Origin of the sequence: Phenylobacterium sp., from assembly GCF_037189685.1 — a bacterium.
In the GTDB taxonomy this organism is placed as follows: Bacteria; Pseudomonadota; Alphaproteobacteria; order Caulobacterales; family Caulobacteraceae; genus Phenylobacterium.
The window spans coordinates 221,325-247,882 of the sequence record NZ_JBBCIT010000007.1; the positions used below are offsets into that span (position 1 = coordinate 221,325).

The 26,558-nt window shown below is 70.6% G+C and carries 29 protein-coding genes; 15 read left to right on the forward strand and 14 right to left on the reverse strand.

The window, feature by feature from the left end; translation table 11 throughout:
• Nucleotides 1-193 precede the first annotated feature (193 nt).
• Both WG212_RS04640 and WG212_RS04645 read left to right on the forward strand, forming a co-directional pair.
• Nucleotides 194-2,347 (forward strand): redoxin family protein, encoded by a 2,154-nt coding sequence (locus WG212_RS04640; protein ID WP_337185894.1) that lies wholly within the window; start codon nucleotides 194-196, stop codon nucleotides 2,345-2,347.
• Nucleotides 2,348-2,397: 50 nt separating this feature from the next.
• A complete protein-coding gene (locus WG212_RS04645; RefSeq protein WP_337185895.1) occupies nucleotides 2,398-3,390 on the forward strand; it encodes a D-2-hydroxyacid dehydrogenase in 993 nt (330 codons plus the stop codon).
• Nucleotides 3,391-3,395: 5 nt separating this feature from the next.
• On the opposite strand, the gene WG212_RS04650 is transcribed toward WG212_RS04645, so the two are convergent.
• The 10 genes from WG212_RS04650 to WG212_RS04695 all read right to left on the reverse strand — a co-directional run bounded on the left by WG212_RS04650 (nucleotide 3,396) and on the right by WG212_RS04695 (nucleotide 11,314).
• Nucleotides 3,396-5,321, reverse strand: coding sequence for a pyrroloquinoline quinone-dependent dehydrogenase (locus WG212_RS04650; RefSeq protein WP_337185896.1), 1,926 nt, complete (start codon nucleotides 5,319-5,321; stop codon nucleotides 3,396-3,398).
• Between the two features lie 101 nt (nucleotides 5,322-5,422).
• Nucleotides 5,423-5,746 (reverse strand): phosphoribosyl-ATP diphosphatase, encoded by a 324-nt coding sequence (locus tag WG212_RS04655; RefSeq protein WP_337185897.1) that lies wholly within the window; start codon nucleotides 5,744-5,746, stop codon nucleotides 5,423-5,425.
• A gap of 12 nt (nucleotides 5,747-5,758) precedes the next feature.
• Entirely contained in the window at nucleotides 5,759-6,559 is an 801-nt protein-coding gene (gene hisF, locus WG212_RS04660) for an imidazole glycerol phosphate synthase subunit HisF (RefSeq protein ID WP_337185898.1), read from the reverse strand.
• Nucleotides 6,560-6,617: 58 nt separating this feature from the next.
• Nucleotides 6,618-7,340, reverse strand: a complete 723-nt coding sequence (gene hisA / locus WG212_RS04665) for a 1-(5-phosphoribosyl)-5-[(5-phosphoribosylamino)methylideneamino]imidazole-4-carboxamide isomerase (RefSeq protein WP_337185899.1) — start codon at nucleotides 7,338-7,340, stop codon at nucleotides 6,618-6,620.
• Entirely contained in the window at nucleotides 7,337-7,972 is a 636-nt protein-coding gene (gene hisH, locus WG212_RS04670) for an imidazole glycerol phosphate synthase subunit HisH (RefSeq protein WP_337185900.1), read from the reverse strand. Before hisH ends, hisA begins: the two co-directional genes overlap by 4 nt.
• Nucleotides 7,973-7,982: 10 nt before the next feature.
• On the reverse strand, nucleotides 7,983-8,573 hold the full coding sequence (gene hisB, locus WG212_RS04675) for an imidazoleglycerol-phosphate dehydratase HisB (protein ID WP_337185901.1): 591 nt from the start codon (nucleotides 8,571-8,573) through the stop codon (nucleotides 7,983-7,985).
• A 4-nt stretch (nucleotides 8,574-8,577) separates the two neighbouring features.
• Nucleotides 8,578-9,567, reverse strand: a complete 990-nt coding sequence (locus WG212_RS04680; RefSeq protein ID WP_337185902.1) for an adenosine kinase — start codon at nucleotides 9,565-9,567, stop codon at nucleotides 8,578-8,580.
• A 64-nt stretch (nucleotides 9,568-9,631) separates the two neighbouring features.
• Nucleotides 9,632-10,240, reverse strand: a complete 609-nt coding sequence (locus tag WG212_RS04685; RefSeq protein WP_337185903.1) for a DUF1190 domain-containing protein — start codon at nucleotides 10,238-10,240, stop codon at nucleotides 9,632-9,634.
• Nucleotides 10,241-10,256: 16 nt separating this feature from the next.
• Complete coding sequence (locus WG212_RS04690; RefSeq protein WP_337186062.1) at nucleotides 10,257-10,670, reverse strand: DUF350 domain-containing protein; 414 nt, start codon at nucleotides 10,668-10,670, stop codon at nucleotides 10,257-10,259.
• Nucleotides 10,670-11,314 carry a DUF2491 family protein gene (locus WG212_RS04695; protein ID WP_337185904.1) on the reverse strand — a complete coding sequence of 215 codons (645 nt, stop codon included), beginning with the start codon at nucleotides 11,312-11,314 and terminating at the stop codon, nucleotides 10,670-10,672. The genes WG212_RS04690 and WG212_RS04695 overlap by 1 nt, the downstream gene beginning before the upstream one ends.
• A 78-nt stretch (nucleotides 11,315-11,392) precedes the next feature.
• Here WG212_RS04695 and WG212_RS04700 point away from each other — a divergent pair, with 78 nt between their 5' ends.
• From WG212_RS04700 to WG212_RS04710, 3 genes are all read left to right on the forward strand, one after another.
• A complete protein-coding gene (locus WG212_RS04700; protein WP_337185905.1) occupies nucleotides 11,393-12,058 on the forward strand; it encodes a DUF2170 family protein in 666 nt (221 codons plus the stop codon).
• Nucleotides 12,059-12,068: 10 nt separating this feature from the next.
• Nucleotides 12,069-12,833: a PspA/IM30 family protein gene (locus WG212_RS04705; protein ID WP_337185906.1), complete on the forward strand. Its 765-nt coding sequence runs from the start codon at nucleotides 12,069-12,071 to the stop codon at nucleotides 12,831-12,833.
• A 169-nt stretch (nucleotides 12,834-13,002) separates the two neighbouring features.
• Complete coding sequence (locus tag WG212_RS04710; protein WP_337185907.1) at nucleotides 13,003-14,166, forward strand: glutathionylspermidine synthase family protein; 1,164 nt, start codon at nucleotides 13,003-13,005, stop codon at nucleotides 14,164-14,166.
• Nucleotides 14,167-14,197: 31 nt separating this feature from the next.
• Here the strand turns inward: WG212_RS04710 and tldD are convergent, their stop codons facing one another.
• A complete protein-coding gene (gene tldD / locus WG212_RS04715) occupies nucleotides 14,198-15,628 on the reverse strand; it encodes a metalloprotease TldD (RefSeq protein WP_337185908.1) in 1,431 nt (476 codons plus the stop codon).
• Between the two features lie 74 nt (nucleotides 15,629-15,702).
• Nucleotides 15,703-16,062 (reverse strand): DUF3140 domain-containing protein, encoded by a 360-nt coding sequence (locus tag WG212_RS04720; protein WP_337185909.1) that lies wholly within the window; start codon nucleotides 16,060-16,062, stop codon nucleotides 15,703-15,705.
• A 278-nt stretch (nucleotides 16,063-16,340) separates the two neighbouring features.
• On the opposite strand from WG212_RS04720, the gene coxB reads away from it, so the two are divergent.
• From coxB to WG212_RS04770, 10 genes are all read left to right on the forward strand, one after another.
• Complete coding sequence (coxB, locus tag WG212_RS04725; protein ID WP_337185910.1) at nucleotides 16,341-17,330, forward strand: cytochrome c oxidase subunit II; 990 nt, start codon at nucleotides 16,341-16,343, stop codon at nucleotides 17,328-17,330.
• A 19-nt stretch (nucleotides 17,331-17,349) separates the two neighbouring features.
• Complete coding sequence (ctaD, locus tag WG212_RS04730; protein WP_337185911.1) at nucleotides 17,350-19,029, forward strand: cytochrome c oxidase subunit I; 1,680 nt, start codon at nucleotides 17,350-17,352, stop codon at nucleotides 19,027-19,029.
• A 78-nt stretch (nucleotides 19,030-19,107) separates the two neighbouring features.
• Nucleotides 19,108-20,076 carry a heme o synthase gene (gene cyoE, locus WG212_RS04735; RefSeq protein ID WP_337185912.1) on the forward strand — a complete coding sequence of 323 codons (969 nt, stop codon included), beginning with the start codon at nucleotides 19,108-19,110 and terminating at the stop codon, nucleotides 20,074-20,076.
• Nucleotides 20,073-20,222: a hypothetical protein gene (locus WG212_RS04740; RefSeq protein WP_337185913.1), complete on the forward strand. Its 150-nt coding sequence runs from the start codon at nucleotides 20,073-20,075 to the stop codon at nucleotides 20,220-20,222. The genes cyoE and WG212_RS04740 overlap by 4 nt, the downstream gene beginning before the upstream one ends.
• Nucleotides 20,203-20,811, forward strand: a complete 609-nt coding sequence (locus WG212_RS04745) for a cytochrome c oxidase assembly protein (RefSeq protein ID WP_337185914.1) — start codon at nucleotides 20,203-20,205, stop codon at nucleotides 20,809-20,811. Before WG212_RS04740 ends, WG212_RS04745 begins: the two co-directional genes overlap by 20 nt.
• A gap of 163 nt (nucleotides 20,812-20,974) precedes the next feature.
• Entirely contained in the window at nucleotides 20,975-21,838 is an 864-nt protein-coding gene (locus WG212_RS04750) for a cytochrome c oxidase subunit 3 (RefSeq protein ID WP_337185915.1), read from the forward strand.
• 10 nt (nucleotides 21,839-21,848) lie between these two features.
• A complete protein-coding gene (locus WG212_RS04755; protein ID WP_337185916.1) occupies nucleotides 21,849-22,205 on the forward strand; it encodes a DUF983 domain-containing protein in 357 nt (118 codons plus the stop codon).
• A gap of 23 nt (nucleotides 22,206-22,228) precedes the next feature.
• Nucleotides 22,229-22,972, forward strand: coding sequence for an SURF1 family cytochrome oxidase biogenesis protein (locus WG212_RS04760; RefSeq protein ID WP_337185917.1), 744 nt, complete (start codon nucleotides 22,229-22,231; stop codon nucleotides 22,970-22,972).
• Nucleotides 22,973-24,361: a threonine synthase gene (gene thrC, locus WG212_RS04765; protein ID WP_337185918.1), complete on the forward strand. Its 1,389-nt coding sequence runs from the start codon at nucleotides 22,973-22,975 to the stop codon at nucleotides 24,359-24,361.
• Nucleotides 24,362-24,365: 4 nt separating this feature from the next.
• The gene (locus tag WG212_RS04770) at nucleotides 24,366-25,628 is read left to right on the forward strand and encodes a pitrilysin family protein (protein WP_337185919.1); all 1,263 of its coding nucleotides are present in this window, start codon (nucleotides 24,366-24,368) and stop codon (nucleotides 25,626-25,628) included.
• A gap of 3 nt (nucleotides 25,629-25,631) precedes the next feature.
• Here WG212_RS04770 and WG212_RS04775 read toward each other — a convergent pair whose 3' ends face one another.
• Both WG212_RS04775 and WG212_RS04780 read right to left on the reverse strand, forming a co-directional pair.
• Nucleotides 25,632-25,943 carry a transcriptional regulator gene (locus WG212_RS04775; RefSeq protein WP_337185920.1) on the reverse strand — a complete coding sequence of 104 codons (312 nt, stop codon included), beginning with the start codon at nucleotides 25,941-25,943 and terminating at the stop codon, nucleotides 25,632-25,634.
• Nucleotides 25,943-26,557 carry a hypothetical protein gene (locus tag WG212_RS04780; protein WP_337185921.1) on the reverse strand — a complete coding sequence of 205 codons (615 nt, stop codon included), beginning with the start codon at nucleotides 26,555-26,557 and terminating at the stop codon, nucleotides 25,943-25,945. Before WG212_RS04780 ends, WG212_RS04775 begins: the two co-directional genes overlap by 1 nt.
• Nucleotide 26,558: the final 1 nt, after the last annotated feature.

A 26,558-nucleotide genomic window follows, 5' to 3' on the forward strand; every position in this document is an offset into this window, starting at 1 on the left:
ACGCGCGGGTCCGGGCGTCCGGACTCGCGTGACGGCGGGGCCACACGGGCGGACCGCGCCTCATCTGAACATTGATCAGAAATAATGATGCAACGTCGGTCTGCTGGCCTATGATCACACGTAACGTGGAAATCTGAGACTGAACCCGGCCGGGGCGGAAGATCACGGCGGCGTTCCTGGGAGGAGTCTTGACATGACGAAGGCGCGTATCCTCGCCCTCACCTCGACGGCGGCGGCCCTGAGCCTGGCGCTGGCCGGCTGCGCCAGCGACGGCGCGGCGCCGAGCGCCCTGGCCAGCACCGCTGTGGCGGACAGCGCGCTGAATTCGGGCTCGGCGGCCTCGGCGACCGAGGCGATGGCCCGCACCGGCCTGCCCGCGACCATCGACAACTTCATGCTGGCCGACACCGACTACATCGGCCACGAGCTGTTCCGGATGAGCGACGCCAAGGCGATCGTGATCGTCACCCACGCCAACGGCTGCCCCATCGTGCGCAACCTGGCGCCGGCGCTGCGCGAGCTGACCGCGAAGTACGAGGGCAAGGGCGTCGAGTTCCTGATGCTGAACTCGGCCAACCAGGACGGCATGGCGGCCATCGCCGCCGAGAAGGCCGAGTACGGCTTCAACGTCCCGATCCTGAAGGACGCCAACCAGCTCGTGGGCGAGCAGCTCGGCGTGACGCGGACGGCCGAGTTCATCGTGGTCGACCCCAAGACCTGGAAGATCACCTACCGCGGCCCGCTGGACGACCGCCTGGACTACGGGACCCAGAAGGCGGTCGCGACCCACACCTGGGCCGCCGACGCCATCGACGCCACCCTCGCCGGCCGCCCGGCCATGGCGGCCAACAAGCCCAGCCCGGGCTGCCTGGTCGACTTCCCCGCGCGCACGCAGACGGCGCAGATCTCGTACGCCAAGGACGTGGCGCCGATCCTGGAGGCCAAGTGCGTGGCCTGCCACGTCGAGGGCGGGATCGGGCCGTTCGCCATGACCAGCTACGATATGGTCAAGGGCTTCTCGCCGATGATCCGCGAGGTGATCCGCACCGACCGGATGCCCCCGTGGAACGTCGACGCCCACGTCGGCAAGTTCGCCGACGATAAGAGCCTGTCGGCCGCCGAGATCAAGACGGTGGTGCACTGGATCGAGCAGGGCGCGCCGCGCGGCGACGGCCCCGATCCGCTGGCCAAGAAACGCCCCGCGGTGGCCCAATGGCCACTGGGCAAGCCCGACCTGATCCTGGAGATCCCGACCTACACCATCCCGGCCTCGGGCGTGGTGGACTACCAGCGGCCGATCATGCTGAACCCGCTGACCGAAGGGAAATGGGTCAAGGCCTCCAGCTTCGTCGTAAACCAGCGCCAGGCGGTGCACCACTTCCTGACCGGCTACATGAACGAGATCCCGAAGGACGGGGTGGGCAACGAGTCGCGCTGGGGCGCCTCGATGGGTGGCTACGCCGTGGGCGCCGAGAGCACCCTGTGGCCGAAGAACGTGGGCACCTTCCTGCCGCCGGGCGGCGCCATCGGCGTCCAGGCGCACTACACGCCCTTCGGCAAGGAGGTGACCGACACCTCGCTGCTGGGCCTCTATTTCTACAAGGACGGCGAGAAGCCCGACCTGGTGATGCGCAACTCGGTGATCGTGGATCCGACGATCTCGATCCCGCCTGGCGCGGCGCGGCACAAGGAAACCGCCTACGTCGAATTCCCGAAGGAGGCGCTGCTCTATTCGGCGTTCCCGCACGCCCACTACCGCGGCTACGCCTCGGACCTGTGGATCGAGTATCCGGGCGGCGAGCGGAAGCGGCTGCTGGCCATGCCGCGCTACGACTTCAACTGGCAGCGGGAGTACACCTTCGCCGAGCCTGTGAAGGTGCCGGCGGGCTCGCGGCTGATCGCCAACTACTGGTACGACAACTCGACCCAGAATCCGGCCAACCCCGACCCGAAGAAGCACGTGGTCTGGGGCGATCAGTCCTGGGAGGAGATGTTCTACACCGCGATCCGCTATCGCTGGATCGACGAGACCTCCGCCAGGCTGACCGACTACGACGACCAGATGAACCGCACCCGGATGCTGGGGATGCTGGACGACAACCTCGACGGCAAGCTCCAGAAGGCCGAACTGCGGGGCGAGATGGGCCAGCGGATCAGCCAGTTCTTCGCGATGATCGACAAGAACCAGGACGGCGAGCTTGACCGCGCCGAGCTGGCGGCGATGCAGGCGATGATGGGCCGCCGCCGCGAGCAGGCCGCCCAGCCGTCGCCGACGGCGCAGACGCCGGTCGCCCGACCGGCCGCCCAGGTTCCGGCGACCGGCGGCAGGGCGGGCGGCGGGCGCTAGCCTTACCGGTCACTCCCCGGCTAGACAGGGCTCCAGCCGGGGAGTGACCGATGCGCCTTCTGATCTACGAACCTTCGTTCCGCCGGCTCGAGGCGGAGATTTCGGCCCTGGGTCCCGTGGTCGAGCCGCTGCTCATGTCGGACTCGGGCGAGGTGACGCTGAACGGCGCGCCCGTACCTGCGGACGCGGTGAACGCCGAGGCCGCCTGGACCAACGCCGACGTGTTCTTCGGACCGTGCGTGCGGGCGTTCATGACGGCCATGCTGAAGTCGCCGGGCCTGAAGTGGGTCCAGAGCGGTGCGGCGGGGTTCGACAACGCCGTCTTCGGTCAGATCGTCCAGAAGGGCGCGACCCTGACCACCAGCCACGGCCAGGCCGTGGGCATGTCGGAATATGTGCTGGCCGGCGTGCTCGACGCCTTCCAGAACGGCCCCGAGCGGCGGGCGCATCAGGCGGCCGGACGGTGGGAGCGGGTGCGTTTCCGCGAGATCAACGGGTCGCGCTGGCTGATCGTGGGCTTCGGGGCCATCGGCAAGGGCGTGGCCGACCGGGCGCGGGCCTTCGGCGCCCACGTCACCGGCGTGCGCCGCCGCCAGGACGCCGACCCCTCGGCCGACCGGATCGCGGCGATGGGCGACCTGCCGGCCCTGTTGCCGGAGGCCGACGTGGTGGTGCTGTGCTGCCCGCTGACGGCCGAGACACGCCATGTGGCCGACGCCGGCTTCTTTGCCGCCATGAAGCCGGGCGCGGTGCTGGTGAACGTGGGCCGCGGCGGGCTGGTGGACGAACCCGCGCTGCTGGCCGCCCTGGACCGGGGCGTGCCCGAACATGCGGTGCTGGACGTCTTCGAGACCGAGCCGCTGCCGGCCGAAAGCCCGTTCTGGCGCCATCCGCGCGTCAGCTTGACCCCGCACGCGTCGGGCATCACCGACGGCCAGCATGTGCGCAACGACCGGCTGTTCGCCGAGAATCTGCGCCGGTACGTGGCGGGTGAGCCGCTTCTGAACGTGGCCGACCCGAAGGACGTGCTGGCCGGGCGCTGAGGCGGCTATTGCGGGAGCGCGAAGGCCACGAGCTGGTCGCCGCGCTTCGTGCCGCTCTTGGCGTGGCCTCCGGCGGCGATGACCACGTACTGGCGGCCCTTCCAGACGTAGGTCATGGGCGTGGCCTGCCCCCCGGCCGGCAGGCGGCCCTTCCACAGCTCGCGGCCCGTCGCGGCGTCGAAGGCGCGAAGGTAGTCGTCCATCGCCGCGCCGATGAAGACCAGGCCGCCGGCCGTCGCGATCGGGCCGCCTACGTTGGGCGTGCCCACGCCGCGCATCACGAGCTGGGTCCCTGGCGCCAGGTCGCGCGTCGTGCCCAGCGACACGCGCCAGAGGAAGCGGCCGTCCTTCAGGCTGACGGCCGTCAGCGTCCCCCACGGCGGCGGGTTGCAGGGCAGGCCCAGCGGGGACAGCAGCACCTCGCGGCGCATGCCGTAGCGCGCGCCCGTTTGCGGGCTGATCTCCACGCCCGGGTTGGCCTTCCGCTCGGCCGCCACGCGCTCGGACGGGATCAGGGTGATCCGGTGCAGGGCCGAGGAGGTGTTGACATAGGCCACCCCGCGCGCGGCGTCGTAGGCGATCCCGCCCCAGTTCGATCCACCGCCGGTGAAGGGGTACATGATCGTCCCGTCCGTCGAAGGCGGCGTGTAGAGGCCCTCGGCGCGGGCGCCGGCGATCAGCTTGCGGCAGGCCCCGCGGTCCCAGGGCGTCAGGCCATAGGCGTCGTCGGGGGTGATGCGGCTGGGCGCGAGCGCGGCGGGGGCGACGGGGAACGGCTGGGTCGGCGACAGGGTCTCGCCCAGCGCGCCGCCCTGCGGGACCGGCCGCTCCTCGACGGGGATGATCGGCTGGCCGGTCTCGCGGTCCAGGGTGAAGATCAGCCCCTGCTTGGTGGCCTGGATCACCGCCGGCCGGGCCGCTGCGCCCTGCCACGCCACCAGACCCAGCGTGGGCTGGGCGGGGACGTCGTAGTCCCAGACGTCGTGATGCACGGTCTGGAACGCCCAGGCGACCTCGCCCGTGGCCGCATGGACGGCGACCACCGAATTGGCGTGGCCGCCGTTCCCCGGCCGCGCCGCGCCGTAGAAGTCCGGGCTGGGGCTGGAGGTGGGCAGGAAGACCAGGCTCCGCTCGGCATCCACCGACATGGGCGCCCAGACGTTGGCGGCGCCGGCCTCGATCTTCGGCTCGGCGGCGGCCAGGGGATCGTAGCGCCAGCGCAGCGCGCCGGTGCGGGCGTCGAAGGCGTGGACCGCGCCCGAGGCCTCATGGACCCGCTGGTTGTCGTCGATGGACGAGCCGGTCACCACCACGTCGCCCACCACGACGGGCGCCGAGGTGATCTGGGCGCCGCCCGGCCGCTGGAGGTCGGCGCCCGGCATGGCGTCGACCTGGCCGTCGCGGCCGAAGCCGGGGCAGGCCTTGCCGGTCGCGGCGTCCAGCGCGATCAGCCGCCGGTCGTTGGTGTTGGTGAAGATGCGCTCGGCGCAGGGGGCGCCCGCCGGCGCGGCGGGGTCGCGCCAGTACGCCACGCCGCGGCAGTTGAACGAGTTGGGATAGCGCAGGCTGGTGTCGATCCTGGGGTCGTAGCGCCAGAGCTGCCGGCCCGTGCCGGGATCGTGGGCGCTGACCGCGTTGAACGGCGTGCAGAGATAGAGCCGCCCGCCGGCCAGGATCGGCGTCGCCTGGAAGGACGCCCGCTCGATCGCCTCGGCGTGGGTGGCGAGCTCGCCGGTGGAATGGCGCCAGGCCACCGCCAGGCGGCTGACGTTCTGCGGGGTGATCTGGGCGGCGGGGGAATAGCGCTGGCCGCCGGCGTCGCCGCCGTAGTGGGCCCAGTCCGTGTCGGGCGCGGCCGGGACCGGGGCGGGCGGCTGGCACGCGGCGAGGGCCACGATGGGGAGGGCGGCGAGGAGGCGGCGCGGGATCATGCGCCGAGGTTCGCCGAAACCGCGGCCGTGGAGAAGCGGCGCGGGGCCGGCGGCGGGGCGGTTGTGACGAGCGGTGGAGGCGGCGCGTCACGCCGCCGACCTCAGCCGCCGCGAGCGGCCTTCTCGGCCAGGCCGGAGGTTCCTTCACGGGCTTCGAGGCGCTCGGCCACCTCGTCCAGGCTGACGCCCGCGGCGGCGATCAGGACCAGCCAGTGGTACATCAGGTCGGCGCTTTCGGCGGTGAGCGCATCGCGGTCGCCCTGGGCGGCGGCGATCACGGTCTCGACCGCCTCCTCGCCCATCTTCTTGGCGGCGCGGTCGATGTCGGCCAGGAGCTGGGCGGTGTAGGACGTGGAGGTGTCGCCGTCGCGGCGGCTCTCGATGGTGGCGGCCAGCCGGCCGATGACGTCGGTGAAGCGGCTCATGCCCCTCTCTCCCTAGGCGGCGATCCTGTCCGTCAGGCGCACGGGCACGCCGGCGGCGGCCATCGCGGCCTTGGCCTCGCCGATTCCCACCTCGCCGAAGTGGAAGATCGAGGCGGCCAGCACCGCGTCGGCGCCGGCCTTCACGCCGTCCACCAGGTGCTGCGCATTGCCCGCGCCGCCGGAGGCGATGACCGGCACGCTCACGGCCTGCGAAACGGCGCGCACCAGCTCCAGGTCGTAGCCGGTCTTGGCCCCGTCGCGGTCCATGGAGGTGAGCAGGATCTCGCCGGCGCCCTTCTCCACCGCCTCGACGGCATAGGCCACCACGTCCAGGCCGGTCGCCCGCCGCCCGCCGTGGGTGTAGACCTCCCAGCCGTCGTTGCGGCCGCCGGGACCCGTGCGCGTGGACCCGTGCTTCGCGTCGATCGCCACGACGGTGGCCTGGCTGCCGAAGGCGTCGGCGCAGGCCGCGATGAGGTCGCGGTTCTCCACCGCCGAGGTGTTGATGCTGATCTTGTCGGCGCCGGCCAGGAGGAGGCGGCGCGCGTCTTCGACCTTGCGGATGCCGCCGCCCACGCTGAGGGGCATGAAGCAGACCTCGGCGGTGCGCGCGACGACGTCGAAGATGGTGTCGCGGTTCTCGTGGCTGGCGGTGATGTCGAGGAACATCAGCTCGTCCGCGCCGGCGGCGTCGTAGGCGCGGGCCTGCTCCACCGGGTCGCCGGCGTCGCGCAGGCTGACGAACTGAACCCCCTTCACCACCCGGCCGTCCTTGACGTCCAGGCAGGGGATGAGGCGCACCCTCAGGCTCATCCTGCTTCGCTCCTCGCGGAGCTTCGCAGGACAGGTCCTGCGTAGTCTTGAAGCAGGATCAAGCCGCGATCTCCAGGGCCTGGCCGGGATCGATGGCGCCGTTGTAGAGCGCGCGACCCAGGACGGCGCCGGCCACGGGCGCGCCCTTGCGGGCCTTCAGCCTCACGATGTCGTCCACGCTGGCCAGGCCGCCGGCGGCGATGACGGGGATCGCGACGGCGTCGGCCATCGCGCCGAACGCCTCGACGTCGAACCCCATGACGGTGCCGTCGCGGTCGATGTCGGTGACGATCAGGGCGGCGACGCCCGCGTCCTCGAACCGCCTGGCCACGGTGATCGCGTCGAGGTCGGAATCGGCGGTCCAGCCGTCCACGGCCACCTTACCCTTGCGCACGTCGACGCTGACGGCGATCTGCTCGGGGAAGCGGCGCGCCGCCTCGAGCACGATCTCGGGCTGCTTCACGGCCACCGTGCCCAGGATGACGCGGCTGACGCCCGCCTCGATCCAGCGCTCCACGTCGGCCAGGGTGCGGATGCCGCCGCCGAGCTGGACCGGCACCGAGACGGCCGACAGGATGGCTTCGACCGCCGTGGCGTTGACGGCCTTGCCCTGGACGGCGCCGTTCAGGTCGACCACGTGGATCCAGTGGAAGCCGGCGGCGACGAAGGCGCGCGCCTGGGCGCCGGGATCGGTGTTGAACACCGTGGCGGTCGACAGGTCGCCGTGCAGCACGCGCACGCACTGGCCGTCCTTCAGGTCGATGGCCGGGTAGAGGATCAAGGTCGCCACTCCAGGAAGTCGGCCAGCAGTCGCAGGCCCGCAGCCTGCGATTTCTCGGGGTGGAACTGCACCCCCGCCAGGTTGTCGCGGGCGACGGCCGCGGGGAAGCGGCCGCCGTGGTCCACATAGGCCGCCACGTGCGCGGAGTCTTCCGGGAACATGGCGAACGAGTGGGTGAAATAGACGGGCGCGCCGCCGTGCAGGCCGGCCAGCACGGGATGGGCCGTCACCCCTTCGAGGTTGTTCCAGCCCATGTGCGGAACCTTCAGGGCGGGGTCGGACGGGGCGATGCGGCGCACGTCCCCGGGGATCCAGCCCAGGCCCGGCGTCTCGCCGAACTCCAGCCCGCGGCCGGCCATGAGCTGCATGCCCACGCAGATGCCGAGGAACGGCGCGCCGCGCTCCAGCACCGCGGCCTCCAGGGCCGCGATCACGCCATCCCTCGCGGCCAGGGCCGCCATGCAGGCGGCGAAGGCGCCGACGCCCGGCAGGACGATGCGGTCGGCGCGCGCCACCGTCTCGGGATCGTGGGTCACGACGATGTCGGCGCGTCCGTCGGCCGCGCGCACCAGCGCCTTTTCGGCCGAGCGCAGATTGCCCGACCCGTAGTCGATCAGGGCCACCCTCTGCATCGCGATGATCCTAGAGGACGCCCTTGGTGGAGGGGGCATGGCCGTGGGTCTTGGGGTCGATCTCGACGGCCTGGCGCAGGGCGCGGGCGAGCGCCTTGAACCCGCTCTCGGCGATATGGTGCGAGTTCGCACCGTAGAGCGTCTCCAGGTGCACGCAGGCGCCGCAGTTCATGGCGAACGCGTGGTGGAATTCCTTGAACAGCTCGGTGTCCATGTCGCCGACCTTGGGCGTGCGGAACTCGACCTTCCAGATCAGGTAGGGCCGGTTGGAGAGGTCGATGGCGCAGCGCGCCAGGGTCTCGTCCATCGGGATGTAGGCGTGGCCGAAGCGGCGGATGCCCTTGAACCCGTCCAGCGCCTTGTGGATGGCCTGGCCCAGCACAATCCCGGTGTCCTCCACCGTGTGGTGCATGTCGATGTGCAGGTCGCCCTTGGTCTCGACCTCGATGTCGATGCCCCCGTGGCGGGCGAAGCTGTCCAGCATGTGGTCGAAGAAGCCGATCCCGGTGGACACCCTGGCCACGCCGGTCCCGTCCAGGTCCACGGCGACGCGGATCTGGGTCTCCTTGGTGTTGCGGACGACTTCGGCCTTGCGGCTCATCGCTTCAGTATCCTTTCGACGCAGCCAGCTCGGCCAGCGACACGGCCGGACGCGGCCCGTAGTGCGAGATCACCTCGGCCGCCGCCAGCGACGCCAGCTTGCCGCACTGGTGCAGGGGCCGGTTGCGCGACAGGCCGAACATGAATCCGGCCGCGTATTGGTCGCCTGCGCCGGTGGTGTCCACGACTTTTTCCACGGGCACGGGATCGATCGTCAGGCGCTGGCCGTGGTCGATGACGACCGAGCCCTTCTCGCTGCGGGTGACGGCGGCGATCTTCACGTGCGGGCGGAGCTGGTGCAGCGCGTCGTCGAAGCGCTCGGTCTCGAACAGCGCCTTCAGCTCGGCCTCGTTGGCGAACAGCAGGTCGACCTGGCCCTTGATGAAGCCCAGCAGGGCGGCGCGGTGGCGTTCGACGACGAAGCTGTCCGAGAGCGTCAGCGCGATCATCCGGCCCGAGCCGTGGGCCAGGGCCGCGGCCTTCGCGAAGGCGCGGCGCGCGGCCTCGGCGTCGAACAGGTAGCCTTCCAGGTAGACGATCCTCGAGGCCTCGACGACGGCCTGGTCCACGTCGTCGTCGGTGAACTCTACCGAGGCGCCGAGATAGGTGCACATGGTGCGCTGGCCGTCGGGGGTGACGTTGATCATCGAGACGGCCGTCGCCGGGCCGCCCGCCAGCGGCGCGTTCTCGAACCGGGCGCCGATGGCGCGCATGTCGTGGGCGAACACGCGGCCGAGCTGGTCGTCGGCCACCTTGCCCATGAAGGCGCCTCGGCCGCCGAAGCTGGCCAGGCCCGCGATGGTGTTAGCCGCCGAGCCGCCCGAGGCCTCCACCGCCTGGGCCATGCGGGAATACAGCGAGGCGCTCTGGTCGGGATCGACCAGCATCATGGCGCCCTTGGTCAGGCCGTTCTGCGCGAGGAAGTCGTCGGTGCAGGGCGCGATCACGTCGACGATGGCGTTGCCGATCGCGGCGACGTCGTAGAGCTCTGACATGGCTGGCGGAATCCCCCTCGCGTTGGCGGCGGGGATTACAGCGAAAGCGGTGGGGTGGCTACCCTCACCCGCCCCAGCGGCTGCCCGAATAGCTGCGGCTGCTCATGTTGCCGCCGAAGCCGCCGCGGGAGATGACGCCGGCGCGGCTCTGGACCTTGGCGGGCGGCTGGTAGGCGTCGGGCGGGTCGAAGCCCCGGGTCCCGATGCGGGTGCGGCCGGTGGTGTAGTCGGTCCAGACCCGGCCGCCCGAGCCCGTGTAGAAGCCGCCGTCGCGCCAGTCGCGGTAGAGGCCGCGCCCGCCCCAGCCGCCGTCCAGCATCCGGCCGACGACGAAGCCGGCGACCAGCGGACCCCAGAACGACCCGCCGCCGTTGGCCTCGCTGCGCGGCGCGCACTGGCCGGCGCCGTAGACCTCCTCGCAACTCGCCTGGGCGGCGTAGCGCGGCGCCGCCTCCTGGTCGGCGAGGGCGGCCTTCTCGGCGGCCTCGCAGGCCGCGTCGGGCACCTCGTCGCGGTCCTTGCACTCCTGGAGAGTCTGGTAGGCGTAGGCGTCGACCGAGGCGCCGGGGTTCTCGATCCGCACCGTGGGCGCGGCGTTGTCGCCGCAGGCGGTGAGCGAGACGCCGCCGGCGGCCATCAGGCCGGTGAGGGTGAGCGTACGCGAGCGCTTCATGGCCGGGCCTCCGCGTTCAGGCCGTCATGCAGGCGGCGTTCAGCACGCCGACCACGAGGGAGATCGACAGCAGGTAGAGGGCCGTCGACATCTCGCCGCGCTCGATCCGCTCGGACACATCCGGCAGGGCGATGCGGCGCACGAGCCAGAACGTGGCGATCTGGATCGCGCCCGCAAGGACCGCCCAGGCCACGAACTCGGGCAGGCTGGACGTATGGGTGAGCGCCGAGGCCAGCGGGATCACATAGCCCAGCAGCGCGCCGCCCAGGGCCACGGCCGCGGCGCTGTTGCCGGCCCGGATCAGGGCGCCTTCGTCGTGCGGCGTGATCCAGCGGTAGAGCGCCTTGAAGATCAGGGCGAAGCCGCCGGCGGCCAGGAAGGCCAGGGCGAAGTTCAGCGCGCCCGAACCGAAGGCGTAGGGGTCGAACATCATGCCTCGAACTCTCCGATATCCAGCGGAATGCCCACCATGACCTCGTGGGTCAGGTCGCCGCCCTCGGGCTCCATGGCGATGGCCAGCAGCAGCTCGCGGCCCTCGCCCGGCAGATCGCGGGCGAAGAGCATGCAGGTCTGGTAGATGCGCCGCGCATGGCGGCCCGAGCGGTCGTCGTACACGTCTTCCCAGAAGCTCACCGGCTCCTGGATGGCGTCGGCGTCGCCGAACCAGTAGCGGCGGAAGGCCGGCAGTCCCTCGTCCTCGAAGGCGGGGGCGCGCAGGCGGTCGGCCCAAACACGCCGGGCCCGCGCGTCGGGTGGCCAGGCGCTGGACCACGGCAGGAAGAGGGTGAAATCCTGGGCGCCCCTGCCGTCGGCGTCCGGGCTCACCACCTGAAGCATCAGATGATCGTCGGTGTAGAAGCGATGCACGAAGCCGTCGGCGCCCAGGTCGATCCGGCCCTGGGCGGTGACCGTCAGCACGTCGTGATCCAGCCGGAACCGCGCCTCCGGGCCCAGCCGGCGCCAGGCCAGCGGGTCGAGACGCACCGAGCGGCCGATGGTGACGTTGCGCACCACCGCGATCGCGGCGCCGGCCTCCGCCTCGCGCGCGCCGCCGAACAGCTTCCGGAAGATCACGTCATGGGTCCTCCCTGGACACGAGCATAGACCCGCCTTGCGTCATGTCAAACATACGCGTATGCATACCGCGAACGCATGGCACGGTCGAGCGACAAGGCGGCGGGCCTCAGTCCCGCGGAGCGCACCCGGCTCTGGCGCAAGGAACGCCAGCGCCTGGGCCTCGTGAAGCTGGAGCTGTGGGTTCCGCCCGGCGCCAAGGCCGACGTCCAGGCCGCCGCGCGCGCGATCATCACGGCGTCGAGCCGCGGACCGGCGCTGTCGAGAAACCCCGACCCTCCGCAGGAACCCAAGCAGATGGATCATGTCATCGACACCGACTGGTCGGTGAAGAGCCTGGCCGAGGCGCTGGACGCCACCCGGCTGTTGCGCGAGGGCGAGCTGACCGCCCGGGTGATGGAGGGCGCCGAGCCGGTGCTCCAGGTCACCATGCACGAGTTCGGCGACCTGCCCGTGTTCATCTCGGCCGGGACCGAGCAGATCGTGGTCTCGGCCCTGCTCTGGCCCGTGGACGAGCAGAAGGACCAGGCCGCCTTCAACGTCTTCCTGCTGAAGGCTCAGAAGCTGGTGCCGCTGTCGAACTTCGGCATCACGACCGTGGCCGGCCGCGACTATTATGAGATCTTCGGCGAGCTGTCGTGCAAGACCACGCTCCAGACCGTGGTGATCGAGCTGCGCACGCTGGCGGAGAACGCCATCCAGGCGGCCGACGAACTGCGCGACACCTTCGCCTCCGCGGCCTGAGGAGACCTCCATGTCGATCTTCGCCAAGCTCATCACGCTCTTCCGCGGCACGGCGCACGAGGCCGGCGCCGCGGTGGTCGACGCCAATGCGCTGCGCATCCTGGACCAGGAGATCCGCGACGCGGACGCCGCCCTGGGCCGGGCGCGCGACGACCTGGCCACCCTGGTGGCCAAGCGCCGCATGCTGGAGAAGGAACTCCAGAACCTGGCCGACCAGGCCACACGCTACGAGGGCTCGGCCCGCGCCGCGCTCGACAAGGGCGACGAGGCCCTGGCCCTGGAAGTGGCCCAGAGGATCTCGGAGCTGGAGACCGAGGTGGGGCTGAAGACGCCGCAGCTCGCCGAGATGCGCGCCGCCGAGGCGCGGATGCACGAGACGATCGCCCAGACCCAGCAGAAGGTGGAGACCCTGCGCCGCGAGATCGACGTGGTGAAGGTGAACGACAGCGTCCAGCGGGCCCAGGCGGCCGTGGCCTCGCGCGGCGCCGGCGCCCAGGCGGCCCTGGGCTCGGCCGCCGACAGCCTGAAGCGCATCAAGGAGCGCCAGGCGATCCAGGACGAGCGGTTCAAGGTCGCCGCCGAGCTGGAGGACCGCCGCACCGGCGCCGACCTCGACGCCAAGCTGAAGGCCGCCGGCATCCTGCCCGGCCACGCCTCGGCCAGCGACGTGCTGGCGCGGCTCAAGGCGCCGAAGGACGAGCCGCTGCAGATCGAGGCGCCTCACCTGCGGATCGAGGCCCAGCCGGCTCCGGTCGAGCGAGGGGAGAAGGGGTGATCCTGCCCCCACGAACGTCATCCCGCGGCCCGTCCGCGGGACCCGTGAACACATGAAAGCGTGAGGATCAGCAGCGCCGCCGCTGCGCTCCATGCGGCGCCGACAGAGCGCAATGGGTCCCGCGAACGAGCCGCGGGATGACGGAGGGTGGGTTTGGAGCCGCGGTTTCATGAAACGCATCCGCACACCTGAGCGCCCCGGCTGGGACGCCCGCGCCGACGCGCTGGGGTTCACCTGGCGCCACCTCGACGGCGCCCGCTACTGGGACGAGCGGGCGTACTACGCCTTCACGCTGGAAGAGGTGGAGCGCGACCTCGAAGCGCCGGCGCGCGAGCTGCACCAGATGTGCCTGGCGCTGGTGGACGAGGTGGTCCGCAGCGAGGCGCTGATGGCGCGGCTGGCGATCCCCGAAGGCTCGCGCGACGACGTGGCCGACAGCTGGCTGCGACGCGACCCGTCGCTCTACGGCCGCTTCGACTTCGCCTACGACGGCGCGGGGCCGGCGAAGCTGTTCGAATACAACGCCGACACGCCCACCAGCATCTACGAGACCGGCACGTTCCAGTGGATCTGGCTGGAGGACATGATCGCCCTGGGCGCGCTGTCGCCCGACGCGGACCAGTTCAACAGCCTGCACGAGAAGCTGGAGCAGCGGTTCCGGGCCATCTTCCCCGGCGGCGGCTTCGTGCATTTCGCCGCCGACCCGGACTCGGTCGAGGACCGCCAGACCGTCCGCTACCTGGAGGACATCGCCGCCCAGGCGGGGCTGGAGCCCAAGTTCGTCCCCATCGGCGGGATCGGCCTGGACGCCGACGGCCGCTTCGTGGACCCGGACCGCTTCATCATCCAGGCGACCTTCAAGCTCTATCCCTGGGAGGAGATGTTCCGCGAGCCCTATGCGGCCAACATCGCCGGGTCGCGGACCCGGTTCCTCGAGCCGCCGTGGAAGGCCGTCCTGTCGAACAAGGGCCTCCTGCCGCTGCTGTGGGAGCGCCACGCGGGCCATCCCAACCTGCTTCCGGCCTTCTTCGAGGACGATCCCGGGATCGCCGAACTGGGGCGTTCCTATGTGCGCAAGCCGTTGTTCAGCCGTGAAGGGGCCAACATCGAGCTGGTCCAGGGCGGCCGCCGCGCGCGGGTGCTGGACCAGGGCTACGGCGCCGAGGGCCACGTCCGCCAGGCGCTGCACGCGATCACGCCCTTCGACCGCAATTACCCCGTGATCGGCGCCTGGATCGTCGGCGACGAGCCGGCCGGCGTCGGTATCCGCGAGGACCGCAGCCGGGTGACGAAGAACCTCAGCCGCTTCGTGCCGCACGTGATCCTGGGATAGGCCCGACCCCGGGGATAGTCGGGGCCGGGGATCAGACCGCCGTGCCGCCGACGGTGAGGCCGGTTATCTTGAGCGACGGCTGGCCCACGCCCACAGGCACGCTCTGGCCCGACTTGCCGCAGACGCCGATGCCGGGGTCGAAGTCGAAGTCGTCGCCGATCATGGTCACGCGGGTCAGCGCCGAGGGGCCGTCGCCGATCAGCGTGGCCCCCTTGACCGGCGTGGTCAGCCGGCCGTCCTCGATCAGGTAGGCCTCGGTGCACTGGAAGACGAACTTGCCGCTGGTGATGTCCACCTGGCCGCCGCCGAAGTTGGCGCAGTAGAGACCCTTCTTCGTCGATGCGATCATCTCCGCGCGCGTGTGATCACCGCCCAGCATGGCGGTGTTGGTCATCCGCGGCATGGGCATGTGGGCGTAGGACTGGCGGCGGGCGTTGCCGGTGGGGGCCAGCCCCATCAGCCGGGCGCTCATCCGGTCGTGCATGTAGCCCACCAGGACGCCGTCCTCGATCAGGACGGTGCGTTCGGTGGGCGTGCCCTCGTCGTCGACGGTCAGCGAGCCGCGGCGGCCGGGGATGGTCCCGTCGTCGAACACGGTGACGCCCGGCGCGGCCACCCGCTCGCCGATCCGGCCCGAGAAGGCCGAGGTGCCTTTGCGGTTGAAGTCGCCCTCCAGGCCGTGGCCGACGGCCTCGTGGAGCAGCACGCCGTTCCAGCCGGGGCCGAGCACCACGTCCATCTCGCCGGCCGGGCAGGGGACGGCGTCCAGGTTGGTGAGCGCCTGGCGCAGCGCCTCGTCCACCTGGGCCTGCCACTTGTCGGGGCCGATCCAGGCCTCGAAGCCGGCGCGGCCCCCGGCCCCCGTGTAGCCGGACTCGCGTCGGCCGTCGCGCTCGACGGTGATCTGTACGTTGATGCGGCTGAGGGGGCGAACGTCTCGGATCAGCCGCCCGTCGGCGCGCAGGATCTCCACCATGCGCCGTTCGCCGGCGATGGAGGCCATCACCTGGACCACCCGCGGGTCGCGGGCGCGGGCCCAGGCGTCGATCTCCTGAAGCAGCGCGACCTTGTCGGCGAAGGCCGGCGAGGCGAGCGGGTCATCCTCGCCATAGAGCTTCGCATTGGTCGCGCGCGGCGCCTCGGCGGCCGTTCCCGCATAGCCGCGCTTGGCCAGCCGGGCCGAATCGGCGGCGCGGCGGATGGCGGCTTCGGAGACCTCCGAGGCGTGGGCGTAGCCCGCCGTCTCGCCGGCCACCACGCGCAGTCCAAAGCCCTCTGTCGAATCGTACGAGGCCGATTTCAGCCGCCCGTCGTCGAACAGGAACGACTCGCTCTCGGACTTCTCGACGAACAGTTCGCCGTCGTCGGCGCCCGCGAGGGCGTCGCCGAGAATGGCCTGGGCGCGGGCGGTGTCGACGCCGGCGGCGTCGAGGAGGGAAGGGGCGGAGACGGGCGCGTTCATGAGGAGAAGATAGTGAGTGGCGGGCAGGGCGTCACCCATTGCGCGGCTGGGCGCGTGTCGCGGTCGGACAGGCCTCAGCGCTTCAGCGGGTCGTGGCCCCAGTTCATCAGGCTCCAGCGCCAGCGGGTGTGGGTGACGTCGCCGCCCGTCTTCCAGGCGTAGGGGCGCTGGGCTAGGTGGCGGCGGCAGTAGCCGATGACCTTCCTCATGTGGCGGTAGTCGGCGTCGGTCAGGTCGGCGGCCGGTGTGTCCCGGATCGCCAGGATCCGCCTCCCGGACTGGCGGCCCACGGATTCGGGCTCGCCCTTCCGCACCATGCCGACCTTGCGGCTCTCGGGGGTCTCCAGCCAAGCCTGCAACTCGCCCTGGGTCATGTTGGTCAGGCGCTCGAACTCGCGGCGGATGGCGCGTTCTTCGTCGGGACTGAGGTGCATCGGGCCGATTCCAGTGCGGTTCCGGGGAACGGAGGCGTCCAGAATAGCCCGCGAGGGGTGCGGAACCGTGTCCGTTCCACACGCGGACGCCACAGACCGCCTCCGCAGGTGCGACAAGGGCCGCGGACGCCTTGGCAAGCCCCGGCGATGCGCGTATGGACCCCCCCGAAGGGGCCGGTCGGGCGTCGCGCACGTCGCGTCCGCACGTCCCGTTCCGAAGTCGTCGGAGGTGTTCCGCCTGTCCTGGGGGCGCCGCCGGCCAAGCTGACCGAGGGGACATGAAGTCGAGCTTTCACGCATGGCGGACGCGGGCGGCCGGAGCCCTCGCGGGCGCGACGGCGGCGTTCTGGGGCGCTACGGCCTGGGCCGTGGACAAGATGGGCGAGCCGACCGACGGGGCGATCGACCTGCAACCAGGCGTGACCCAACTGCGGCACGACGCGATCTTCTTCCACAACGTGATCCTGCTGCCGCTCATCACGCTCATCACGCTGTTCGTGCTGGCGCTGCTGATCATCGTGGTGGTGAAGTTCAACCGTAAGGCCAACCCGGTTCCCGCGAAGTTCAGCCACAACACCGCGCTCGAGGTGGCCTGGACGCTGATCCCGGTCCTGATCCTGGTGTTCGTCGCGATCTTCTCGTTCCGGCTGCTGTTCGCCTACAACGACATGCCGAAGCCGGATCTGACCGTGAAGGCCACGGGCTACCAGTGGTACTGGGGCTATGAGTATCCGGATCAGGAGATCGGCGAGTTCATCTCCAACAACCTGCCGGAAGAGCAGGCCAAGGCCGAGAAGCGTCCGTACCGCCTGGCCGCGACCGAGCCGCTGGTGGTGCCGGTGAACAAGGTGGTGCGCGTCCAGGTGACCGCCGCCGACGTGATCCACGCCTTCGCGGTGCCGTCGTTCGGCATCATCACGGACGCCATCCCGGGCCGGCTGAACGAGATCTGGTTCAAGGCCGAGCGCATCGGCGTCTACTACGGCAACTGCCGCGAGCTGTGCGGCGTGGACCACGCCTTCATGCCGATCGAAGTGCGCGTAGTCAGCCAGGCCGACTTCGACGCCTGGGTCACCAAGAAGGGCGGCAACCCGGCGGGCGCCGCCGCGGCCGCCGAGGCCCAGGCCGCCGTGGCTCAGGCCGCCGAGACGGCGGCCACGCCTGCCGCGGCCACCGAAGCCGCCCCGGCCGTTCCGTCTCCCGCCACGCCCGAGCCCCAGGCTCCGGCCGCCACCCCGACCGCGCCCCCGGCGCCGGCCGCGAACTAACCGGTAGGACCTGCGTAAGATGGCTCAAGCCGCCGCACACGACCACGACCACGGGCATGACGATCACGGGCACACGCCCGGCTTCTTCACCCGCTGGTTCCTGTCCACGAACCACAAGGACATCGGCACCCTGTACCTGATCTTCGCCATCATGGCGGGGATCGTAGGCGGCGCCCTGTCGGGCCTGATCCGCTGGGAACTGGCCGAACCGGGCATCCAGGTGTTCACCGAGGGCTCGTGGCTGGCGCAGATCAAGATCGCCGGGGTCAGCCTCATCGAGCCCAGCAAGCACGGCTACAACGTGGTCGTGACGGCCCACGCCCTGATCATGATCTTCTTCATGGTCATGCCGGCCATGATCGGCGGGTTCGGGAACTGGTTCGTGCCGCTGATGATCGGCGCGCCCGACATGGCCTTCCCGCGGATGAACAACATCTCGTTCTGGCTGCTGGTCGCCGCGTGGGTGCTGCTCTGCTGCTCGCTGTTCGTCGACGGCGGGCCGGGCAAGGGCTTCGGCGGCGGTTGGACGGCCTATCCGCCGCTCTCGACGTCGGGGCATACGGGTCCGGCCATGGACCTCGCGATCCTGTCGCTCCACCTGGCCGGGGCCAGCTCGATCCTGGGCTCGATCAACTTCATCACCACCATCTTCAACATGCGCGCGCCGGGCATGACCCTGCACCGGATGCCGCTGTTCGTCTGGTCGGTGCTGGTGACCGTCTTCCTGCTGCTGCTCTCGCTGCCCGTGCTGGCCGGCGCGATCACGATGCTGCTGACGGACCGCAACTTCAACACGCACTTCTTCGACGCCGCGGGCGGCGGCGACCCGGTCATGTACCAGCACCTGTTCTGGTTCTTCGGCCACCCGGAAGTGTACATCCTGATCCTGCCCGGCTTCGGGATCATCTCGCACATCGTCTCGACGTTCTCGCGCAAGCCCGTGTTCGGCTATCTCGCCATGGCCTACGCCATGGTCGCCATCGGCTTCATCGGCTTCGTCGTGTGGGCCCACCACATGTACACAGTGGGCATGCCCATCGAGCTGCGCGCCTACTTCGTGGCGGCCACGATGGTCATCGCGGTGCCGACGGGCGTGAAGGTGTTCTCGTGGATCGCCACCATGTGGGGCGGCTCCATCACGTTCAAGACGCCCATGCTATGGGCGATCGGCTTCATCTTCCTGTTCACCGTCGGCGGCGTGACGGGCGTGGTCCTGGCCAACGCCGGCATCGACTACAGCCTGCACGACACCTACTACGTGGTGGCCCACTTCCACTACGTCCTGTCGCTGGGCGCGGTGTTCGCGATCTTCGCCGGCTTCTATTACTGGTACGAGAAGATCTGGGGCGTGAAGTACAACGAGTTCCTCGGCGCGGTGCATTTCTGGATCACCTTCGTCGGCGTGAACCTGATCTTCTTCCCGCAGCATTTCCTGGGCCTCCAGGGCATGCCGCGCCGCTACGTGGATTTCCCCGACGGCTTCGCCTACTGGAACCACGTCTCGTCGATCGGCTATGCGGTCACGGTGGCCGGTGTGGCGGTCTTCATGGTGGTGCTGATCGAGTCGGCCGTCCGCCGGCGCAAGGCGGAAGCCAACCCGTGGGGCGAAGGCGCCACGACGCTGGAGTGGACGTTGTCCTCGCCGCCGCCGTTCCACCAGTTCAACGAGCTGCCGGTGGTGAAGCCCGACGTCCACTGAGGGCCGACACTGGAACCATATCGGGGGGCGCGTTCCGGAAACGGGGCGCGCCCCTGCGACATTCTGAGAGTAAGATCGATGGCCATGGCCACGACTGAGACACCCCGGGACGCGGCGCGCTGGCAGGACTTCCTCCAGCTCCTGAAGCCGCGCGTGATGTCGCTGGTGGTGTTCACCGCGCTGACCGGCCTGGTCTGCGCGCCCGTGGCGATCCATCCGATCCTGGGCGCGGTGGCCATCCTGTGCATCGCGGTGGGCGCGGGCGCGTCGGGCGCGCTCAACATGTGGTACGACGCCGACATCGACGCGAAGATGCGGCGCACCCGCAGCCGCCCCGTGCCGGCCGGCAAGGTGCAGGGATCCGACGCCCTGGCGCTGGGCGTGGTGCTGTCGCTGTTCTCGGTCATGCTGATGGGGATGGCGCTGAACTGGCTGGCCGCCGGCCTGCTGGCCTTCACGATCGTGTTCTACGCCGTCGTCTACACCATGTGGCTCAAGCGCTGGACGGCGCAGAACATCGTCATCGGCGGCCTGGCGGGCGCCCTGCCCCCGGTCATCGGCTGGGCCGCGGCCAGCGGCGATGCGCCGCTGAACGCCTGGCTGCTGTGCGCGATCATCTTCATGTGGACGCCGCCGCACTTCTGGGCGCTGTCGCTCTACACGTCGGAAGACTACGCCAAGGCCGGAGTGCCCATGATGCCGGTGGTGAAGGGCGCCTCGTCCACCCGCGCGCAGATCCTGGCCTATAGCCTCCTCCTCGTGCCGGTCTGTATCGCGCCGTCGTTCACGGGCCTGGGCGGCCCGGCCTACCTGGGCGTCTCGGCCCTGGGCGGCCTGGTCTTCCTGCTGCTGGCGTGGCGGCTGTTCCGCAGCCGGGCCGGCGACGCCGCCGACCCGCGCCGGAACGACGGCTTGTACGACGTGCGGGCTGGCGCGCGCGACGCCCGCAACCTGTTCGCGTTCTCGATCCTCTACCTGGCCCTGCTGTTCGCGACGCTGCTGGCCGAGCATCTCATGGGCGTCGCCCCGCTGGAGCTTTTCGCATGAGCGACCCCAAGCGCGAGGACGACGCCGCGGCCCGGGCGCGTCGCGGACGCAATATCGCGATCGCGGTGGGCCTCGTGGCCTTCGCGGTCATCGTCTACGTGGTCACCATCGTGAGGTTGGGCGCAAATGTCGCAGACAGGTTCTGAACCCGCTACGCCGAAGGCGGACGCCGAGCGCCGGCGCAACGTCCGCGTCGCGACGATCTGCGCGCTGACGTTCTTCGGCATGATCGGCGCGGCCTTCGGCTCGGTGCCGGCCTATCGCGCCTTCTGCCAGCTCACGGGCTTCGACGGCACGCCCCGCCGGGCCGACGCCGCGAGCAGCCAGGTGCTGGATCGGAACCTGACCGTGCGGTTCGACGCCAATGTCCGGGGCGACCTGCCGTGGCGCTTCACCGCCGAGCAGACCAGCCAGGACCTGAAGGTCGGCGAGACCAAGATCGCCTTCTTCAAGGTGACCAACAATTCCGACAAGCCGGTCACGGGGCGGGCGGTCTTCAACGTCGTGCCGTCTCAGGCCGGACGGTACTTCCAGAAGCTCCAGTGCTTCTGCTTCGAGGACCAGACGCTGCAGCCCGGCGTCACGGTGGACATGCCCGTGCTCTATTACATCGATCCGGAGTTCGCCCAGGACGTGAACACGCGGGGCAAGTCCGAAGTGACGCTGAGCTACACCTTCTTCCGCTCGACCGAGGCCGCGCCGGAAGAGGCCGAGCGCCCGCATCCGAAGGGCTGAGCCTTCCGGAGCGCGTCCCGGGAGTTTCCCGGCGCGCGCTCCGAGCGACCGAGGGGCATTCCCCCTTGGCGAACCGTCGGCGGGGCGGCTATAGCGTCCCGCAAAGTTGACTGCGCCGGGTCCCGATCCGCGCAGGGGGATTTGTCGAGGGGTTGAGACCGCGATGGCCGCTGGCGTGAAGCACGACTACCACCTGGTGGACCCCAGCCCGTGGCCGCTGGTGGGCTCCATCGCCGCCACGGTGATGGCGCTGGGCGGCGTGGCCTGGATGAAGGGGCTGTTCGGCCTGCCCGAGGGCACGTCCTGGCTCTTCTTCGCCGGCCTCGCGGGCGTGCTGTTCACGATGCTGGGCTGGTGGGCCGACGTCGTGAAGGAAGCCAACCGGGGGGACCACACGCCCGTCGTCTCCATCGGCCTGCGCTACGGCATGATCCTGTTCATCGCCTCGGAGGTGATGTTCTTCGTGGCCTGGTTCTGGGTCTTCTTCGAGATGGCCCTGTTCCACGAGGTGCGGACGGCCAGCTCCATCGAGGAGGTGCGCGCCGCCTGGGCCACCTGGCCGCCGCAGGGTGTCGAGACCGTGCCGGCCTTCCAGCTTCCGCTGGTGAACACCCTGATCCTGCTGCTTTCGGGCACCACGGTGACCTGGGCCCACCACGCGCTTCAGCAGGGCGACCGCAAGAGCACCAAGATCGGCCTGGTGCTGACCATCGTGCTGGGCGTGCTGTTCACCGCCGTCCAGGCCTACGAGTACCATCACATCTTCAGCCACAACTACTTCTTCGGCGGCGAGGCCGCGGGCAATTCGGGCCTCTACGGCTCGTCCTTCATCATGGCCACCGGCTTCCACGTCCTGGTCGGCACGCTCTTCCTGATCGTCTGCCTGATCCGCCTGATGGGCACGGGCATGACCCAGAAGCAGCACTTCGGCTTCGAGGCCGCCGCCTGGTACTGGCACTTCGTCGACGTGGTGTGGCTGTTCCTGTTCGCGTTCGTCTACGTGATCTTCGGCGGACCGGCGCACTGAGGCGCGTGAGGTGAAGTCCAATCCGCTTCTGTCGGGTGTGGCCGGTCGCTGCCCCAACTGCGGAGAGGGTTTCCTGTTCGAGGGCTTCCTCAAGGTGGCGCCGGCCTGCGAGGCGTGCGGCGCCGACTTCTCCAAGGCCGATTCCGGCGACGGCCCCGCGGTGTTCGTGATCCTGATCGCGGGCTTCGCGGTGGCGTTCGCGGCGGTCTTCACCGAGTTCACGATCCACCCGCCGATCTGGGTCCACCTGATTCTCTGGCTGCCGGCGACGCTGATCCTGTCGCTGGGCCTCATGCGTCCCCTGAAGGGCGCCATGCTGGCGGCCCAGTTCATGAACCGGGCCGCCGAAGCGCGAAACGACGACTGACCCCCGATGACGGCCAAGCCCCGATGACGACGAGATCCGGGGCCCGATTTCCTGTCGGCCTGACCGTGGCGACGGCCATCGCGTTCGCCATCCTGGTGATGCTGGGCACGTGGCAGATGCAGCGCCTCGGCTGGAAGCGCGACCTCTTGGCCCGGATCGAGGCGTTGCGCGACGCGCCGGCCCGGCCCGCAGGTCCCGTGCTGGCCGCCTTGGCCGATGCCGGGCGCGCCGGCGGAGACGGCATGGCCGAAGCCGACTTCACCCGGGTGACCGTCGAGTGCCCCGGCCTGGGCTCGGCGCCCTTCCTGGAACTGTACGCCGTGCGCGAAGGGCAGGCCGGCGCACGCCTGATCTCGGCCTGCGCGATCGAGGCCGGCCCCTATCGCAGCATCCTGGTCGACCGCGGCTTCGTCGTCGACACCATATCGGCCCGGCCGCCCGTGAGGGCCGACATCGAACCCCTGACGGTGACCGGCGTCCTGCGGAGGCCCGAACCCGGCAACACGTTCTCGCCGCCCAACACGCCCGAGCGGTGGTTCACGCGCGATGTCCCGGCCATGGCCCTGACCCTGGGCGCCGCCGCGCCCGCGCCGCTGGTGCTGATGGCCGAAACCTCGACGAATCCCGGCTGGCCGGCCCTGGACCCGGCCCCCATCCCGGCCGACATCCCCAACCGGCACCTGGAGTATGCGCTGACCTGGTACGGCCTTGCCGCCGCATTGCTCGGCGTCTATGCCGCCATGCTCGCAAGACGCCGGAAGACCTGAATGCGCTACATCTCCACCCGCGGCCAGGCGCCGGCGGTCGGTTTCACCGACGCGGTGCTGGGGGGGCTCGCCCCCGACGGCGGGCTCTATGTGCCCGAGACCTGGCCGACGTTCGCCCGCGACGAGATCGCCGCGTTCGCGGGACAGCCTTATGCCCGCGTGGCCGCCGCGGTGCTGGGCAAGTTCGCCGAGGGCGAGGTCACCGAGGCCGACCTCGCGCGGATGTGCGACGAGGCCTATGCGTCCTTCAGCCACCGGGCCGTGGTCCCGATGGTCCAGATCGGCCCGCAGGCCTTCGTCGCCGAGTTGTTCCACGGCCCGAGCCTGGCGTTCAAGGACGTGGCCATGCAGATGCTGGCCCGGCTGTACGACCACTTCCTGGCGCAGCAGAACCGGCGCCAGACCATCCTCTGCGCCACCTCGGGCGACACCGGGGGCGCCGCCGTCGAGGCCTTCCGCGGCGCCAAGTCCGTGCGCATCGTGGCCATGTTCCCGGAAGGCCGGATCAGCGAGGTCCAGCGCCGGTTCATGACCACGGCGAGCGAGGACAACGTGGCCTGCCTTTCGGTGGCCGGGACGTTCGACGACTGCCAGGCGATCCTGAAGGACGCCTTCCAGGACAAGAGCCTGCGCCAGGCGGTGGACCTGGCGGCGGTGAACTCGATCAATTTCGCCCGCATCGTGGCCCAGGCGGTCTACTACTTCACCACGGCCGTGGCGCTGGGCGCGCCGGACCGGGCGGTGAACTTCGTGGTCCCGTCGGGCAACTTCGGCGACGCCTTCGCGGGCTATGTGGCGCTGCGCATGGGCCTGCCGGTGAAGCGGATCGTCGTGGCGACCAATTCGAACGACATCCTGGCCAAGGCGTTCTCCACCGGTCGCTACGCCCGCGGCCCCGTCCACGCCACCCTGTCGCCCGCGATGGACATCCAGTCGGCCTCCAACTTCGAACGGCTCTATTTCGAGGGCGTCCGGCGCGAGGCGACCGAGACCGCGCGGGCGTTCGAGGCCTTCGCCCAGGCCGGCGCGCTCGACATCCCGCCCGCGGCGCTCTCGGCCATGCAGGCGGTCTTCACCGGCGTGGCGATCGGCGAGGACGAGACCGCGCGCACCATCCTCGCCACCCTCAACGAGACCGGCGAACTGATCGACCCGCACACCGCCGTCGCGGTGGCGGCCCTGCGCCACGTGGAGCTGGACGGGCCGACGGTGATCCTGTCCACGGCCCATCCCGCCAAGTTCCCGGAGGACGTGGCCAGGGCCAGCGGCGTGACGCCGGCCCTGCCGCGCGGGACCGCGAGCCTGGCGCACCGGCCCGAACGCTTCGAACGCATCGCGGGCGAGGCCCAGGCGGTGAAGGCCTATGTCCGGGCCTTTGCGGAGCGCTGAGGCCATGACGCCGCGCGTCCACACCCTGGGCAACGGGGTGCGGGTGGTCTGCGACCCGCTGCCGGGCTGGCAGACGGTGGCGCTGTCGGTGGTGGCGGGCCGCGGCGCGCGCTTCGAGGACGAGCGCCGCTCGGGCTGGTCGCACCTTCTCGAGCACATGGTCTTCAAGGGCGCCGGCGGCCGTTCGGCGAAGGACATCGTCGAGGTCATCGAGGCCGAGGGCGGCCACATCAACGCCGCCACGGGCTACGAGCGCACCAGCTTCCAGGTGCGCGCCCTGAAGGACGGGCTGGACCTGGGTTCGGCGGTGATCGCCGACCTGCTCCAGCGGCCGGCGATGGACGACGGCGACCTGGCGCGAGAGAAGCAGGTGGTGGGCCAGGAGATCGCCGAGGCCGCCGACACGCCCGACGACCTGGTGTTCGAGCTGGCGCAGGCCGCCGCCTTCGAAGGCCAGCCGCTGGGCCGCCCCATCCTGGGCACGCCGAGCTCGATCGGGCGCGCCACGCCCGAGGCGCTGCACGCCTGGCGTGCGGCCCTCTATGGCCCCGAGACCCTGGTGGTCAGCGCCGCCGGCGCGGTGGACGAGGACGCCCTCCTGGCGCTGGCCGAGCGCGACTTCGGCGCCGGCGTGGGCTCGGCCCTCCCCGAGGCGGCGCCGGCCGAATTCCGGGGCGGCTTGCGCACCAAGGCCAAGCGGCTGGAGCAGGCCAATGTGGTCCTGCTGCTGCCGGCCGTGGGCGTGCGCGATCCGGACTATTTCGCCCTGCGCCTCCTGGCCGAGATGCTGGGCGGGGGCATGGCCTCGCGCCTGTTCCAGGAGGCGCGCGAGAAGCGGGGGCTGGCCTACGCCATCGACGCCTATTCCGAGACCTATGCCGACACCGGCGTCCTGGGCGTCTTCGCCGGCTGCGACGCCACCGACGCGGCCGAGCTGGCGCAGGTGACGGCGGGCGAGATCCAGGCGCTGACCGCGCCGGTGGGCGAGGCCGAGCTGGCGCGCGCCAAGGCCCAGCTCAAGGGCGCGATGTTCATGGGGCGCGAGTCGGCGCTGGCGCGCGCCGAGCAGGCGGCCGGCCAGGTGCTGCTGTTCGGCCGCACCCTGGACCCCGTAGCCGTGGCCGCCGAAGTGGACGCGGTCACGCCGGGCCAGATCGCCGCGCTGACGGCCCGCATCCTGGCCCCGCGAAAGGCCGCCGTCGCGGTCCTGGGCCCGAAGCCGGCGCTGGCGGCGGCGGACCGGTTCCGGGCGGCGTTCGCGGACTGACGCCTACGCCGGCGGCGGTGGGCCGATAAGCTGGCCGAGGGCGTCCAGGTAGGCGGCGAAGGCCGTGCGGCCGGCGGCGGTGATCCGGACCCGGGTGCGGGGTCTGCGGCCCAGGAAGCCTTTCTCGATGGCGACGTAGCCGGCTTCCTCCAGCTTGCGGAGCTGGACCGAGAGGTTGCCCTGGGTCACCTCCAGCACGGACTTCAGCTCGTTGAAGTCGGCCACCTCGGCGTTGGCCAGGTAGGCCATGACGCCCAGCCGCAGCCGGCCGTGGATGACATCGTCGATGCGGCCGATGTCGAAGCGGGCCGACATCAGGCGCGCGGCCGGCGCATCATCAGCAGGCCGGGAAGCGTCATGAGCAGCAACAGGCCGAGGGCGGCGATCAGGATGAAGCTCGCCGGCTGGTCCACGGTCAGTCCGAGGGCGACCGCCATGACGAACCAGCCCGCCGCGACCAAGCCGGTCCACAACCGCTTCTGAAGCGCCCAGACAGCGTACCAGGCCGAGCCTTGGAACGCGAAGACGACGACGGCGTGCAGCATCAGCAGGCGGGTGTCCTGAAGCTTGACCGACACGGCGATCAGCGCCGCCAGCACGGCCACGTTCGCCCAGCCCACGCCGGCGAAGATCGCGTTCAGGGCACGGGGCTGGTGCCCGACCGTGGGTCTGGATCGCCGTGCTGTCCATACGGTGAAGGTGATGAGCAGGAGGGTCGCGGTCGCCGTGGCGTAGAGCCAGAAGGCGGCCGGAAGCGGCAGGTAGCCGGCCACCCGCGCCCATTCGAACAGCAGGGGTGCGGCGAAGGCCAGCCCCCATGTGGCGTAGATGAATCCGAAGCCGCGGCGCCAGGCCTCGCCGAGGTCCGGCGAGGTCAGGCGGCGGATGAACGCCAGGTCGTCCTCGGGCGTGGGATGTCCCACCGACATG